At 65.8% G+C, this 14439-nt stretch carries 14 protein-coding genes; 10 read left to right on the forward strand and 4 right to left on the reverse strand.

Annotation, left to right across the window (positions count from 1 at the left end; all coding sequences use genetic code 11):
- Positions 1-30: 30 nt before the first annotated feature.
- The 3 genes from IP68_RS08770 to IP68_RS08780 form a co-directional block, all read right to left on the reverse strand.
- Positions 31-2010, reverse strand: coding sequence for a transglycosylase domain-containing protein (locus IP68_RS08770; RefSeq protein WP_231683842.1), 1980 nt, complete (start codon positions 2008-2010; stop codon positions 31-33).
- Between the two features lie 298 nt (positions 2011-2308).
- A complete protein-coding gene (gene cobS / locus IP68_RS08775) occupies positions 2309-3301 on the reverse strand; it encodes a cobaltochelatase subunit CobS (RefSeq protein ID WP_054134602.1) in 993 nt (330 codons plus the stop codon).
- Between the two features lie 56 nt (positions 3302-3357).
- Positions 3358-4005 (reverse strand): J domain-containing protein, encoded by a 648-nt coding sequence (locus tag IP68_RS08780; protein ID WP_231683843.1) that lies wholly within the window; start codon positions 4003-4005, stop codon positions 3358-3360.
- Positions 4006-4071: 66 nt separating this feature from the next.
- Here IP68_RS08780 and IP68_RS08785 point away from each other — a divergent pair, with 66 nt between their 5' ends.
- The 5 genes from IP68_RS08785 to IP68_RS08805 all read left to right on the forward strand — a co-directional run bounded on the left by IP68_RS08785 (position 4072) and on the right by IP68_RS08805 (position 7427).
- Positions 4072-4356, forward strand: a complete 285-nt coding sequence (locus tag IP68_RS08785) for a BolA family transcriptional regulator (RefSeq protein WP_054134604.1) — start codon at positions 4072-4074, stop codon at positions 4354-4356.
- Positions 4357-4454: 98 nt separating this feature from the next.
- Positions 4455-4820, forward strand: coding sequence for a hypothetical protein (locus IP68_RS08790; protein ID WP_054134605.1), 366 nt, complete (start codon positions 4455-4457; stop codon positions 4818-4820).
- Entirely contained in the window at positions 4817-5713 is an 897-nt protein-coding gene (locus tag IP68_RS08795; protein ID WP_054134606.1) for a pirin family protein, read from the forward strand. The genes IP68_RS08790 and IP68_RS08795 overlap by 4 nt, the downstream gene beginning before the upstream one ends.
- 10 nt (positions 5714-5723) lie before the next feature.
- Positions 5724-6617 carry an alpha/beta fold hydrolase gene (locus tag IP68_RS08800; RefSeq protein WP_054134607.1) on the forward strand — a complete coding sequence of 298 codons (894 nt, stop codon included), beginning with the start codon at positions 5724-5726 and terminating at the stop codon, positions 6615-6617.
- Between the two features lie 468 nt (positions 6618-7085).
- Positions 7086-7427 (forward strand): hypothetical protein, encoded by a 342-nt coding sequence (locus tag IP68_RS08805; protein WP_054134608.1) that lies wholly within the window; start codon positions 7086-7088, stop codon positions 7425-7427.
- A 97-nt stretch (positions 7428-7524) separates the two neighbouring features.
- Here IP68_RS08805 and IP68_RS08810 read toward each other — a convergent pair whose 3' ends face one another.
- A complete protein-coding gene (locus IP68_RS08810) occupies positions 7525-8571 on the reverse strand; it encodes a DUF2332 domain-containing protein (RefSeq protein WP_054134609.1) in 1047 nt (348 codons plus the stop codon).
- Between the two features lie 38 nt (positions 8572-8609).
- Between IP68_RS08810 and hisG the strand changes: the two genes are divergently transcribed.
- The 5 genes from hisG to IP68_RS08835 all read left to right on the forward strand — a co-directional run bounded on the left by hisG (position 8610) and on the right by IP68_RS08835 (position 14334).
- Positions 8610-9275 carry an ATP phosphoribosyltransferase gene (gene hisG / locus IP68_RS08815; RefSeq protein ID WP_054134610.1) on the forward strand — a complete coding sequence of 222 codons (666 nt, stop codon included), beginning with the start codon at positions 8610-8612 and terminating at the stop codon, positions 9273-9275.
- A complete protein-coding gene (hisD, locus tag IP68_RS08820) occupies positions 9272-10561 on the forward strand; it encodes a histidinol dehydrogenase (RefSeq protein WP_054134611.1) in 1290 nt (429 codons plus the stop codon). Before hisG ends, hisD begins: the two co-directional genes overlap by 4 nt.
- 10 nt (positions 10562-10571) lie before the next feature.
- Entirely contained in the window at positions 10572-11018 is a 447-nt protein-coding gene (gene nusB / locus IP68_RS08825) for a transcription antitermination factor NusB (RefSeq protein WP_054134612.1), read from the forward strand.
- A gap of 114 nt (positions 11019-11132) precedes the next feature.
- Positions 11133-12056 carry a thiamine-phosphate kinase gene (thiL, locus tag IP68_RS08830; protein ID WP_054134613.1) on the forward strand — a complete coding sequence of 308 codons (924 nt, stop codon included), beginning with the start codon at positions 11133-11135 and terminating at the stop codon, positions 12054-12056.
- Positions 12057-12201: 145 nt separating this feature from the next.
- Positions 12202-14334, forward strand: coding sequence for a sodium-translocating pyrophosphatase (locus IP68_RS08835; protein ID WP_054134788.1), 2133 nt, complete (start codon positions 12202-12204; stop codon positions 14332-14334).
- Positions 14335-14439 lie beyond the last annotated feature (105 nt).

The raw sequence follows: 14439 nt of genomic DNA on the forward strand, positions 1-14439 counted from the left end.
GATGTCAAGCAGCCTGCCGATACGGGGCAGCTATTGCCCGGGCGGAGCAGGAGGCTCGGGCCTGCGCCGCTCGACCTGCGCGCCGTTGCCATCAACGGTGACCGCAACCGGCGCGCCGCCGACATCGCCCGAAATCGTCAGGCCATCGGGGGTGACGCGCACATTCGCGCCGCCGACCTGCGCCTCGATCTCGCCTTCGATGATCGGATCGATCGCGGGGTCGGGGTCGACCTCCTCGGGCGGCGCCACCGGTGCGGCACGGCGCGGCGGAACGGCGCCGCGCACCGCCTCGCCCATGAACTGGCGCCAGATCCGCGCGGGCAGACCGCCGCCGCGGATCCCGCTCATCGGGCTGTTGTCGTCGTTTCCGATCCACACGCCCACCACAAGGTCGCCGGCATAGCCGACGAACAGCGCATCGCGATTGTCCTGGCTGGTCCCGGTCTTGCCGAAATTGGGGATGTTGAGACTGGCCGCACGGCCGGTGCCGCGATTGACCGCGGCGCGCAGCATGTCCTGCATCTGCTCGTGCACCCGTGACGAATAGCTGTCCGGGCCATCGACCAGCCATTCGAACCAGCCCTGCTCCTCGCGCTTGAAGGCGTGCGGTTCGACCGGCCAGCTGTTGCCCGCAACCCCGGCAAAGGCCGCGGTCAGCTCGATCAGGCTGGCGCTAGCACTGCCCAGCGCCAGGCTGGGATCGCCTTCGGTGAACGGCCCCTTGAGCCCCAGCTTGGTCGCCTGTTCGATCACCTTTTCGCTGCCCACTTGCTGGAACAATCGGACCGCTGCGACATTGCTCGAGTGCACGAACGCCTCTTCCAGGCTGATCACGCCGCGATAGCGGTCGCCAGCGTTGCGCGGGCGATAGGTGCCGGTGGTGATCGGGCTGTCATCGACGACCGAGCTTGGCTCCATCCCCGCTTCCAGCGCGGCGAGCCAGACGAACAGCTTGAAGGTCGATCCCGGCTGGCGGCGCGCCTGGGTGGCACGGTTGAAGGGCGACTGCGCATGGCTCTTGCCACCGACCATGGCGACGACCTCGCCATTGGGGCGCATTGCCACCAGCGCCACCTGCGCCTTGCCCAGTCCCGCCCGCGCGACGATCCGCTCGGCTGCACGCTGCAGCCGCGAATCCAGCGTCGTGGTGAGCTCGAGCCTGGCATGCGACATCTCTGTCAGCGCGCGCGCCTGCGGCATCGCCCAATCGGCAAAATAGGTGCCGTTGGCAAGCTTGGGCCGTTCGTGCACATCCAGCCGCGGCTGGGGCAGCGCATCGGCCTGTTCCCGCGTCATGAACCCTGCGTTGACCATCGCAGTGCGCACCATGTCGGCGCGGCGGCTGGCCCCCTTCCAGTTGCGCGTCGGCGCAAAGCGCGACGGCGCCTGAACCAGCCCGGCGAGCAGGATCGCCTGTTCGGGTTTCAACCGCTCGGGCTTGCGATCAAAATAGTGCAGCGAGGCCGCGCGCAGCCCGTACACGTTGTCGCCGAAATAGGCGTTGGAGAGGTATCGCCCCAGGATCTCATCCTTGGTCAGCCAGGCTTCCAGCCAGAACGCGATCAGCATCTCGCGCAGCTTGCGGGTCAGGCTGCGTTCTGGGGTGAGGAAGCTGATCTTGGCGAGTTGCTGAGTGATCGTGCTACCGCCCTGGGTACCGCTCGATCCCGAGACGTTGGCCCACAGCGCCCGCGCAAGACCGCGCGGATCGATCCCCCAATGGCTGTAGAACCGCCGGTCCTCGATCGCGAGAAACGCCTGCACGACATGCTCCGGCAAGCGCTCGACCACGACAGGCTCTTCGACCACCGCCCCGCTGCGCGCGATCGGCGTACCATCGGCGGCGAGCAAAGTGATTTCCGGCGGCGCGATCGGCTGCAGCGATTTGGACAAAGGCGCGGTGATCGCCAGCCAGGCGAGCAAGATCAGGAACAGGACAAAGACTGCCGCGAGGATGCGCTTGGCCCACCACCAGCGGTTGCGCGGCGGCTTGATGGGCTCTGGCGCCACCGATCTTACGTCCGCAGGATCGAGCCACGGATTGCGCGCCTCGCCCAACCCCGGCGGCGGCCACGGGGCATCAACGGCGGAAACCCCGCCGCCCCCAAAACGCCCCGATCCGAATCGCAATTTCTTGAACACAGCGGTGTATTATATCAATATGACAGCAAGCGCGAGAGGGTTGCGGTTGATCAAAGCCCTCCCCCTTCGAAGGGAGAGGGTTGCGTGGGGGTGCGCTCTCCGGATTGCGCTTTCGATCGCCATCAACACGCAATCCTCGGCTGTCAGCCCTCAGCAACCGCGCAAATTACCCCTTGCCGATGATGCTCTCGGGCAGGTCCTCGCCGAACACGCGCTGGTAATATTCCGCGACCAGCATCCGCTCGGCTTCGTCGCACTTGTTGAGGAACGACAGCCGGAAGGCGAAACCGATGTTGTGGAAGATCGCGGCATTCTGTGCCCAGCTGATCACGGTACGCGGGCTCATCACGGTCGAAATATCGCCGTTGATGAAGCCCTGGCGGGTCAGGTCGGCGACCTTGACCATGTTCTTGACCACCTTGGGGTCGGTCTCGCCCACCTTGGCGAGAACGACCTTGGCTTCGGTCTCGGCGGGCAGATAGTTGAGCGTGCACACGATGTTCCAGCGGTCCATCTGGCCCTGATTGATCTGCTGGGTGCCATGATACAGCCCGCTGGTGTCGCCCAGGCCCACGGTGTTCGCAGTAGCGAACAGGCGGAAATAGGGGTTGGGGCGGATCACGCGGTTCTGGTCGAGAAGGGTCAGCTTGCCCTCGGTTTCGAGCACGCGCTGGATCACGAACATCACGTCGGGGCGGCCCGCGTCATATTCGTCGAACACCAGTGCGGTCGGGGTCTGCAGTGCCCATGGCAGCAGGCCTTCGCGGAATTCGGTGACCTGCTTGCCGTCGCGCAGCACGATGGCATCGCGGCCCACCAGATCGATACGGCTGATATGTGCATCCAGATTGATGCGGATGCACGGCCAGTTGAGGCGCGCGGCGATCTGTTCGATATGCGTCGACTTGCCCGTGCCGTGATAGCCCTGCACCATCACCCGGCGGTTGTGGGCAAAGCCAGCAAGCACCGCCAGCGTGGTTTCCGGGTCGAACACATAGCTGGGATCGAGATCGGGGACGCGCTCGTCGGCCTCGCTGAACGCGGGCACTTCCATGTCGATGTCGACGCCGAACACGTCGCGCGCCTTCACCATCCGGTCGGGCGCATCGAGCAGGGTGCCGTCACGGCTGTCAGGCTGGGTATTGGAAATGTCTGTCATGTGGGTGTCCGCTGTTAATCGGTCGCTTAAGGGAGCTGCAATGCCCGATCGCACGATCAGGTGAATGCAGCAAGTTTGCGCAAGTGCGTATAGGCGGCGATGACCTCCTGCAAGGCTTTCTCGTGGGTGCGGTCGCCGCCGTTACGGTCCGGGTGGTAGGCGCGCACCAGCTTCGAATAGGCCTGCCGAATCGTCGTCCGGTTGGCGTCCGCGCTCAGCCCCAATGTCTTGAGCGCGCTGCGGTCTGCGACGCTCAGGCCGCGCTGGGCTGCAGCGCGATCATTGGCCTGGGCCGCCGCCCGATCCTTGATGTTCTGGCGGAAGCGCGCACCGATGGCGTCGAGCGGATCGGAAAAGTCGCCCCAGCGCGGCGCCTGCCCCGCGCCTGCGGCAAAGGCGCGCGTTTCGCGATCCCAGCCTGAGGTCGGCCGTTGCGCCTCGTAGATCTCCTCGGCGCTCATCCCGGAGAAGAAGTTGTAGCGCTCGTTGAATTCGCGGATGTGCTCGAGGCAGAACCAGCGGTAGCGGCCCGGGCCGTCGAAGCGCGATCCATGCGCGCGGTTTTCATCCGGCGGCGCGCGGAATTCGCCATCTTCGGGGCACTCGGCCCAGTCGCAGCGGTGTCCGGTGCCTTCGATCCGGCCATGGAACCGCGCACGACGCCGCGCGCTGCCTTCCTTTTCCGATCCGTCCCGTTCCGCCAAAACCCCGACCATCCCTTGCCATTACGCGCCTCGCATTGCAGCGAAGAGCGGCTTATATAGGGTGGCATGGACATGAAAACCAAGGGGCCGATGGCCAGCGAAATCGAAAACCGGCTGACCGCGGCCCTGTCGCCGATCCAGCTGGACGTGATCAACGACAGCGCCAAGCACAGCGGCCATATGGGCGATGACGGCAGCGGCGAATCGCACTTCACGGTGGTGATCGAAAGCGCTGCCTTTGCCGGCAAATCGCGGCTGGAGCGCCAGCGAATGGTCAACGCAGCGCTCGGCGACCTGCCGGGGCAGAAGGTGCACGCAATGGCGATCAAGGCGCGCGCGCCGGGGGAATAACGCTGGGCCGGACAACCGCCACGTTCAGTTCCACCCTTGCCGCAGATCGCGAAAGCGTCTGGCTGTCGGCGACATCGCTCGCGGGATTGCGGCGCGAGATGATGCCGCTGCTTGCGATGACCGCGCCGTCCGGGATCGAACGGCTGACCGATGTTCCGATGACGCCCGGCAGGCCGCTGTTCCACAGCCGGCTGTTGCTTGGCGGCCTGATCCCAGCCGGGACCAGCGCGCTCACGCTGGAATCGCTCGATCCCGGATCGGGGTTCGTCGAATGCTCGCCGATGACCGGAATGGCGCACTGGCGGCACGAGCGGCGCATCGTCGCGCACGGCACGGGGTGCAGGGTTACCGATCTGCTGACGTTCGAACCGCGCTTCCTGCCCCGGTTGACGGCCGGCCTGATCCGCATATTCTTCCACCATCGACATCGCCGCCTCAGGCGCATGTTCGGAGACCGCGCATGACCAACCCCATTTCGCTCACCCTGCTGCCCGTGACGCACGATCTGGGCGGGTTCAGCGTGCGCCGCGTGCTGCCGCAAAAGTCGCGCGCGATGGTCGGCCCGTTCATCTTCGTCGACGAGTTCGGCCCGGCACAGCTCGATATCGGCCGCGACCTCGGCGTACGCCCGCATCCGCATATCGGGCTGGCGACGGTCACCTATCTGTTCACCGGCGCGATCGATCATCGCGATTCTCTGGGCACCTTCCAGACCATCCACCCTGGCGAGGTCAATCTGATGACCGCCGGGCGCGGCATCGTCCATTCCGAGCGCAGCCCGGCAGACGAGATGGCCGGCGGCGCGAAGCTGTTCGGCATGCAGACCTGGCTGGCGCTGCCCGACGGCCAGGAAGACGCAGACCCCGCGTTCGAGAACATCGGCTGCGCGGACCTGCCGACGATCGACGGCGGCGGCGCATCGGCCAAGGTGATCATGGGCTCGCTCTGGGGCAAGACCGCGCCCACGACCTGCCACAGCCCGACAATCTATGCCGATATCGTGCTCCGGCCGGGCGGATCGATCCCGATCGACAGCGAGGCGGACGAGCGGGCGGTGATGCTGGTCGAAGGCGATGCGGCGCTCGACGGGCTGCCGCTCGAGCCGTATCTGCTCTACCTGATCGCGCCCGGCGCAAAGCCGAAGCTGGACAGCATCGGCGGCGGCCGCGCGATGCTGCTGGGCGGAGCGGCATTCGGGTCGGAGCGGCACATCTGGTGGAACTTCGTCGGATCGTCGAACGCGCGCATCCAAGAGGCTGCCGAGCGCTGGAATGCTGGGGCCTTCCCCAAGGTGCCCGGCGACGAACTCGAGTTCATCCCGATTCCGGAGGTTCCATTGACGCGGGGGCGGACGTGAAAGCGCGCGCATGATGGACCTCCCCCTCACCCGCATCGCGTTGCCCACCGGGGTCGAACTCGACGTCGCGATCACCGGCCCTGCAGACGCACCGCCGCTGATCCTGCTGCACGGCTTTCCCGAATCGCACCGCACCTGGCGCTACGTGATGGCGCATTTTGCCGACCGCTACCGGTTGATCGCCCCCGACCAGCGCGGCTTTGCCGGATCGTCGAAGCCTGAAGGAGTCGAGGCCTATCAGCCCAAGTACATGGTCGCCGACCTGCTGGCGCTGGCAGATCATCTGGGCGTCGACACGTTCACCCTGGTCGGCCACGACTGGGGCGGCGCGATCGCGTGGATGGCGGCGCTCAATCATCCCGACCGCGTTACCCGGCTGATCATGGCCAACGCCGCACACCCGTTCACCTATCAGAAGGCGCTGTTCGACGACCCCGACCAGCGCGCCTCTGCACAATACATCACCGAGATGCGCCGACCGGATTTCGAGGAGATCGTCGAGCAGATGGGCTGGGACGCCTACTTCGACTCGCGCTTCGCCGAGCCCAGTGCCGTCAGCCGGATCACTCCGCAAGAACGCTCGATCTACCTCGCGCAATGGCAGACGCCGGGTGCGTTCACCGCGATGGTCAACTGGTACCGCGCCAGCCCGCTGATCGTCCCGCCGCTGCAAGGCGAGATTGATCGCCCCGCATACCTCGACCGCCCCTTCCCGCCGGTCACCCAGCCGACTTTGCTCTATTGGGCGATGGACGACTATGCGCTGCGACCCTCCTTGCTCGACGGTATCGAAACGCTGGTGCCAGATCTCACGCTGGTGAAGGCTCCCGGCGGGCACTTCGTGCCGTGGGAACAGCCCGACGCGCTGATCGCGGCGATAGAGGGATTTCTGGCAGCGCGTTGAGCCCACACCACCCCTGAGCCCGTCGAGGGCCCCGCGCCATCCTCAGCCCCCACTACAATCGCTCTCCGGCGAAAGCCGGAGCCCAGGGGTCGTGTAGAGCCTCGGCTGCCCATCGCAGCCCCCCTTCTTCGCGCCTTCGCGCGAAACAATAGGGGGCTCACGCACAGACGCGATACCGCGAAGGGGTTGTCAATCGCCGCAAGGCTCTCCCTAATCCCCATCCCACTTCCGTCATCCTGAACTCGTTTCAGGACCCATCGCGCCCCAAAGAGCCGAAGCCGCTTGGGGAGAAATGAGCCCTGAAACAAGTTCAAGGGAATGATGTGATTTTGAGTTGAGGGTGGCGCGTGGCCTTCGACAGGCTCAGGCTGCGCGGGTGGTGGCGGCTTTGGAGCATTTCTGTCAGAAAGTTGCCATTCAGCAAACGACCCCGTTGCGGTCGTTCGCATAGGGTGCGAGACTTTCCCGATGCGTATCAAGATTGTTCGTCGCCCGATTGGCGAAGCTCCAGACTGGGTCCGTGACGCTTGGATTGGTTTATCCTTGCCATTGGCTGTTGATCGGCAGCGCAGTTTGTGGGGGTTCGGCGTCTTGAGCGGCCCGAGCAATGCCTTTCTCCAACTCTGGGCGCTTGGTTTGGGCAAAGGCATAAAGCTGACGGGCTTCAGCGTGAACGCGAAAGCGGCGGTCGATATATTGGAAGAGGTGGACCCTAGGGCCGCGGGATGGTGGCGTGAGCATACGCCTGCGTTGGTAAGCGGTAAGCGATGCTTCGTATTCGACGCTGACGCCTGCGAGCGCGAAGAATAGTTCCAGCGGCAGCTCACCACCCATTTCCGGCCATTCAGCCCCCTCATTCCGGGCGACAAAAGCGGACGCGATCTGACCCGCTAGGGCAAGGCTCCCATCACCCCATCCACCGCACCCACGCACCATGCGCCTGCGCCTCTCCCAGCAGGTGCGGCTCGCCGCCGCCCGGCCAATGCCGCACCTTCAATTCATGCCGGAATGTCGCGCGGTTTGTCTCCAGCGCGATCCACGCCAGCGGGCGCTCCGCCGTCGCCACGGCGCCGGCTTCGGCCATGGCGCGTTCGATGATCGCCTGACGATCCGCCGGAATATACTGCCACACGATCGAGTGCATCAGCACCCGCGTCACCCCGGCCTCCTGCGGTTCCGCCAACCGCGCCGCAATCCAGTCGGCGGCGTCTGCCTGCACCAGATCGACCGCGCGGTGCCGGATCATCGCAATGCCTGCCTCCATCCGCTCGAACCGCGCGTTCGCCTCGGGCCAGATATAGGCGATCAGCCGGTCGGCGGCGGCATCGTCGCGCACGTCGATCGGCTGGAGATCGCAGCCGCGCACGCTGGCGATGCGGAAGCGGGTATCGGGTGGCGGCGGGCCCTGCCAGTCGGGGCGGATCGTGCACGGCGCGCCCGCAGGACCAGAGACCACCCCGCCCAGATCATAGCCATAACGGTCGATCAGCAGGTTCATCCCCGCGCTCGACCCGATTTCGTTGAGTTCGAACACCCCTGTCGTTCGGCTCGCCAGCCAGTGCAGCGCGGCGACGAAGCTCGACGAGCGCCCCGCCTCGTTGGTCTGCGGCGGGCCATCGAACCACGGGAGCAGTTCGGCATCGTGCCGAGCGACGACATCGGCGACGATGGCGTCCACCGAGTCCTGCGCGTGGACCTCCCGGGCGTAGACCGCCCCCAGTTCGGGGGCCTCCCCCTTGCGGAACAGATGGTGCAGCCCGCCCGCCAGCCGCAGCGGCATCGCATCGGCGAGCACATCGCCTGGCCAGTTCGCAATCCGCGCACCGCAGGCAGTGCCGCCCCGCGCCAGAGCGATCAGTGCGCGGCAGACCGCCGCCGTCGCGGGCGCGTCGTTATGCGCCGCATGATCGGCCTGTTCGCCGATTTGCCGTTCGATTTCGTCGCGCCGCTCCATATTGCCCTTTGGCCTGCTTGCCCCTACATGCCGCCACCATGGCCGACACGCTGATCTTTGCAATCCCCAAGGGGCGAATCCTCGACGATGCGCTGCCCGTGCTCGCGCGGGTGGGAATAGAGCCTGCGGCGGAGTTCCACGATCCCAAGAACCGCTCGCTGCGGTTCGGCACCAACCGCGCCGATATGGACATCATCCGCGTGCGCGCGTTCGATGTCGCGACCTTCGTGGCGCATGGGGCAGCGCAGATCGGCATCGTCGGCTCGGACGTGATCGACGAGTTCGATTATTCGGACCTGTACGCCCCGGTGGACCTCAATTTCGGCCATTGCCGCCTGTCGGTGGCAGAGCCCGTCGACGAGGCCGGCGAGCGCCAGCCGCGCCCGTCGCACATCCGCGTCGCGACCAAATACCCCAACATCACCCGCCGCCATTTCGAGCGGCAGGGCGTGCAGGCCGAGTGCGTCAAGCTGAACGGCGCGATGGAACTCGCCCCCTCGCTGGGTCTGGCGCGGCAGATCGTCGATCTGGTGGAATCGGGCCGCACCTTGAAGGACAACGGCCTGGTCGAAACCGAGGTGATCACCCAGGTTTCCGCGCGGCTGATCGTCAACCGCGCCGCGCTCAAGAAGGATCACGCGCGGCTTGGCCCGCTGATGTCCGCGTTCCGCGATCTTGCCGCCGAACAGAGGCAGGCGGCATGACGCTGCGGCTTTCCACCCGCGACGCAGGTTTCGCGCGCGCATTCGACAAGCTCGTCCGTGGTCGCCGCGAGAGCGACATCGAGGTCAGCCGCGACGTCACTGCGATCATCGCCGACGTCAAGGCGCGCGGCGATGCGGCGCTGATCGAATACACCTCGCGCTTCGATGGCCACAGTCTGCCAGGCGGCGGCTGGAGCATCGGCAAGGATGCGTGCGCTGCGGCCTATGAAGAGCTGAGCGACGAGCTGCGCACCGCGCTCGATCTCGCCGCTACCCGCATCCGCGCCTATCACGAGGCACAGCTTCCCGAAGACCGCGACTATACCGATGCCGCAGGCGTTCGCCTGGGCGCGCGCTGGACCGCGGTCGATGCGGCCGGACTGTACGTCCCCGGTGGCCGTGCGGCCTATCCGTCCTCACTGCTGATGAACGCGATCCCCGCCAAGGTGGCAGGGGTCGAGCGGCTGGTGGTGGTGACCCCGACCCCCAAGGGCGTGATCAATCCGCTGGTGCTGGCAGCAGCGCATCTCGCTGGTGTCGACGAGATCTGGCGGATCGGCGGCGCGCAGGCAGTTGCGGCGCTGGCCTATGGCACCGATACGATCCGTGCGGTCGACGTCATAACCGGCCCCGGAAACGCCTGGGTGGCAGAGGCCAAGCGCCAGCTTTATGGCGTGGTCGGCATCGACATGGTCGCAGGCCCGTCCGAGATCGTCGTGGTCGCCGATGCGAGGAACGACCCCGAATGGATCGCAGCCGATCTGCTCAGCCAGTCCGAGCATGACCCGACCAGCCAGTCGATCCTGTTCACCGACGACGCGGGCTTTGCCGATATCGTCGCGGATGTGGTCGGCGTGCAATTGGCCTCGCTCTCGACTGAGAAGGTCGCGACCCGGGCCTGGGAAGACAATGGCGCGATCATCGTGGTCGACAGCCTCGAGGACGCGATGTCCTTGGTCAACCGCCTCGCCGCCGAGCATCTCGAGCTCGCGGTGGACGATCCGCAGGCGCTGTTCGCCAAGGTGAAGCACGCTGGATCGGTGTTCCTCGGCCGGCTTACCCCGGAAGCGGTGGGCGATTATGTCGCCGGGCCCAACCATGTGCTGCCCACTGGGCGGCGCGCACGTTTTTCTTCCGGGCTGTCGGTGCTCGATTTCATGAAGCGCACCAGCTTTATCGAGCTGGGTCGCGAAGGCCTGCAGGCGATCGGCCCTGCGGCGGTGGCGCTCGCCGAGATGGAGGGCCTGCCCGCGCATGCCGACAGCGTCCGGCGCCGCCTGACATGATGGAACCCAGATGAACCCGAAATCCCAATCCCGTTCCGCCGCGCGGCTTGCCGCGGTCCAGGCGCTGTACCAGCACACGATGGAGGAAACGCCCATCGCGCAGCTGCTGCACGAATTCCACATGCACCGGCTGGGCGCGGAAATCGAAGACGATCAGTATGCCGATGCGGATGTCGATTTCTTCGACGACATCGTGCAGGGCACCACCGCGCGGCTGGTCGAGATCGACGGGCTGATCGAGGCCAAGCTCGCCAGCGGCTGGTCGCTGACCCGGCTCGACCGCACGCTGCACCAGATCCTGCGCGCGGGCGCCTATGAGCTGCTTGCGCGGCGCGACGTGCCGGTGGGCAGCGTGATCAACGAATATCTCGATGTCGCGCACGCGTTCTTCGATGCCAAGGACACGCGCTTTGCCAACGGGCTGCTCGACGCGATCGCCAAAGATGTGCGGGCTTAACGGCCACTCCCTGTCATTCCCGCGAATGCGGGAATCCCGCTTCAGCGGGAACCTGAAGAAGAAGCGGGACCCCCGCCTGCGCGGGGGTGACGATAGAGGCAAGGTAGGTCGATCTTGACCACCGAGCCCGCCTATATCGACCTTCTCCGCAGCATCGCGACCGATCCGGCAGCGCGGGGGCTGGCCGACGATGCAGCGGTGCTGACCATCGGCAAGCAGTCCCTCGTCCTGACCAAGGACATGCTCGCAGAAGGCGTGCATTTTCTTCCCGCTGACCCGCCTGCCGATCTCGCGTGGAAGCTGGTGGCGGTGAACGTCTCCGATCTTGCCGCCAAGGGCGCCACCCCGCTGGCCTGCCTCACCGGGCACACGCTCAGCGGTGATGCCGCGTGGGACAGCGCGTTTGTTCAGGGGCTGGGCGAAGCGCTTGACCATTACGACATGCTGCTGATCGGCGGCGACACGATCAGCGCGGCGGCAGGCGCGCCGCGCGTGCTCTCGCTGACCGCGATCGGGCTGCCCTCGGTGCCGGTGCCGCCCTCGCGCTCCGGCGCGCTGGCAAGCGACGGACTGTTCGTCACCGGCACCATCGGCGATGGCTGGGCCGGGCTGCAACTGCTGCAAAGCGGCAAGACCGAACCCCGCTCGCTGATCAGCGCCTATCGCCGCCCGCAGGCCCGCATCGCCGACGGCCGCGCGCTGGCGCAGATCGCCCACGCGATGATGGACGTCTCCGACGGGCTGCTGATCGATGCCGCGCGGATGGCAAGCGCGTCGGGGCTGGGCGTCGATGTCGATCTGGCCAAGGTGCCGCTGTCCCAGGATTTCGTCGAGGCGTTCGCGGCGGATCAGGACGCAGCGCTTTCAGCGGCCACCGGAGGCGATGATTATCAGCTGCTTTTTGCCGCCGACGGACAGGCGCATCTGCCGGTACCGGCCGTGCGTGTCGGAGGCTTTGCCGAGGGCTCGGGGCTCACGATCAGCTGGAACGGAATGCCGGTCGACCTGCCGGCAAAACTTGGTTGGCTGCACGGCTGAAGCCGCCGATCCTCACTAACTTTATTAAGTTGCGCCCCCGCAAACCCCGCTTATACCTATGCGCCGGGACGCTGACGTTCATGTGAAGGGCGCGGTGATCACCGACCTTGGCCAACAGGCCTTCGCTTTTTTGGGGGAGCGACGCATGAATGTTGTTTTGATAGCCATCCTGTGTGGGGTGGTTGCAGTTCTGTACGGTATCATCACCAGCCGCCAGGTCCTCAGCCAGTCACCTGGCAACGCAAGAATGCAGGAAATCGGCGCCGCCATCCAGGAAGGCGCACAGGCCTATCTCGGCCGCCAGTATCGCACCATCGCCATCGTCGGAGTCGTCGTGCTCGCGCTCGTCTGGGCGCTTCTCGACAAGTTCGGCAATCCCGTTTCCGCCATCGGCTTTCTGCTCGGCGCGGTGCTCTCGGGCGTGGCAGGCTATATCGGCATGAACATCTCGGTGCGCGCCAATATGCGCACCGCGCAGGCCGCCAGCGTCTCGCTGCAGGCCGGCCTCACGCTGGCGTTCCGGGCGGGCGCGATCACCGGCATGCTCGTGGCTGGGCTCGGATTGCTCGCCACTGCAGGCTATTTCTATTATCTCTACGCGATTGCGGGCCATGGCCTGAGCGATCCCGAAGACCGCAACATCGTCAACGGTCTCGTCGCACTTGCCTTCGGCGCCTCGCTGATCTCGATCTTCGCGCGACTGGGCGGCGGCATCTTCACCAAGGCCGCAGACGTCGGCGCCGACCTCGTCGGCAAGGTCGAGGCCGGAATTCCCGAGGATGACCCGCGCAACCCCGCCGTCATCGCCGATAACGTCGGCGACAATGTCGGCGACTGCGCAGGCATGGCCGCCGACCTTTTCGAAACCTATGTCGTCACCATCGGCGTTACCATGGTCGCGATTGCGCTGCTGGTGGCAGGTGACGATACGGCCTTGCTGCCGCTGGTCGGCCTTCCGCTCGGCATCTGCGGGCTTTGCATCATCACCTCGATCATCGGCACCTATTTCGTCCGGCTGGGATCGTCCAACTCGATCATGGGCGCGATGTACAAGGGCTTTGCGGTCACCGCGGTGCTCTCGGCCATCGGGCTGTATTTCGTCACCGATGCCATCATCGGCATGGGCAGCGCCTATTCGCTCAAGCCCGAAGAGGGCGTGATCACCCAGACCTTCACCGGCATGGACCTGTATCTCACGATGCTGGTCGGCCTGGGCGTTACCGGGCTGATCATCTGGATCACCGAATACTACACCGGGACCAACTACCGTCCGGTGCGCTCGATCGCCAAGGCATCGGAAACCGGGCACGGCACCAACGTCATCCAGGGTCTGGCGATCAGCCTCGAGGCGACCGCGCTGCCGACGCTGCTGATTGTGGTCGCGGTGATCGTCGCGCATCAACTGGCGGGGGTCGTCGGCATCGCCTTTGCCGCAACCGCGATGCTCGCGCTCGCGGGCATGGTCGTTGCGCTGGACGCTTATGGTCCGGTGACCGACAACGCAGGCGGCATCGCCGAAATGGCGGGGCTGGACGACAGCGTGCGTGAAAAGACCGATGCGCTCGATGCGGTGGGCAACACCACCAAGGCCGTGACCAAGGGCTATGCCATCGGTTCGGCCGGGCTTGCCGCTCTGGTGCTGTTCGGCGCGTATACGACCGACCTCAAGGAGTTCTTCCCTGATGTGCCGGTCGATTTCTCGCTCTCCAACCCGTATGTCATCGTCGGACTGCTGCTGGGCGCGTTGCTGCCCTATCTGTTCGGCGCCATGGGCATGACCGCAGTGGGCCGTGCCGCAGGTGCGGTGGTCGAGGAAGTGCGCGAGCAGTTCCGCACCAATCCCGGCATCATGCTGGGCACCTCGAAGCCCGATTACGCCCGCACGGTCGATCTGGTCACCAAGGCTGCAATCAAGGAGATGATCATCCCCTCGCTGCTTCCGGTGCTCGCACCGATCGTGGTGTACTACGTGATCACCGCAGTAGCAGGCCAGGCCAACGGCTTTGCCGCGCTGGGCGCTCTGCTGCTGGGCGTGATCGTCTCCGGCCTGTTCGTTGCCCTCTCGATGACCTCGGGCGGCGGCGCATGGGACAATGCCAAGAAGTACATCGAGGACGGCCATCATGGCGGCAAGGGCTCCGAAGCGCACAAGGCGGCAGTCACCGGCGACACCGTGGGTGATCCGTACAAGGACACCGCCGGGCCTGCGGTCAATCCGATGATCAAGATCACCAACATCGTGGCCTTGCTTCTGCTCGCGGCGCTTGCAGCGGGCTGAGGCTTGCGTTAGCCTCTCCAGTCGAACGACAACTCGCCCCGCCGGTCCATTCCGGCGGGGCTTTTTCTTGCCCGCAGCGCCGCGACATGCTCGCCGCACACGCTT

Source organism: Blastomonas sp. AAP25, from assembly GCF_001295965.1.
GTDB classification, from domain to species: domain Bacteria; phylum Pseudomonadota; class Alphaproteobacteria; order Sphingomonadales; family Sphingomonadaceae; genus Blastomonas; species Blastomonas fulva.

Bases quoted from the DNA above. Each gene is read 5' to 3' on its own strand.
- cobS (WP_054134602.1), bottom strand. From the start codon at position 3,301: ATGACAGACATTTCCAATACCCAGCCTGACAGCCGTGACGGCACCCTG.
- IP68_RS08785 (WP_054134604.1), top strand. From the start codon at position 4,072: ATGGACATGAAAACCAAGGGGCCGATGGCCAGCGAAATCGAAAACCGG.
- IP68_RS08790 (WP_054134605.1), top strand. From the start codon at position 4,455: ATGATGCCGCTGCTTGCGATGACCGCGCCGTCCGGGATCGAACGGCTG.
- IP68_RS08795 (WP_054134606.1), top strand. From the start codon at position 4,817: ATGACCAACCCCATTTCGCTCACCCTGCTGCCCGTGACGCACGATCTG.
- IP68_RS08800 (WP_054134607.1), top strand. From the start codon at position 5,724: ATGATGGACCTCCCCCTCACCCGCATCGCGTTGCCCACCGGGGTCGAA.
- IP68_RS08805 (WP_054134608.1), top strand. From the start codon at position 7,086: ATGCGTATCAAGATTGTTCGTCGCCCGATTGGCGAAGCTCCAGACTGG.
- IP68_RS08810 (WP_054134609.1), bottom strand. From the start codon at position 8,571: ATGGAGCGGCGCGACGAAATCGAACGGCAAATCGGCGAACAGGCCGAT.
- hisG (WP_054134610.1), top strand. From the start codon at position 8,610: ATGGCCGACACGCTGATCTTTGCAATCCCCAAGGGGCGAATCCTCGAC.
- hisD (WP_054134611.1), top strand. From the start codon at position 9,272: ATGACGCTGCGGCTTTCCACCCGCGACGCAGGTTTCGCGCGCGCATTC.
- nusB (WP_054134612.1), top strand. From the start codon at position 10,572: ATGAACCCGAAATCCCAATCCCGTTCCGCCGCGCGGCTTGCCGCGGTC.
- IP68_RS08835 (WP_054134788.1), top strand. From the start codon at position 12,202: ATGAATGTTGTTTTGATAGCCATCCTGTGTGGGGTGGTTGCAGTTCTG.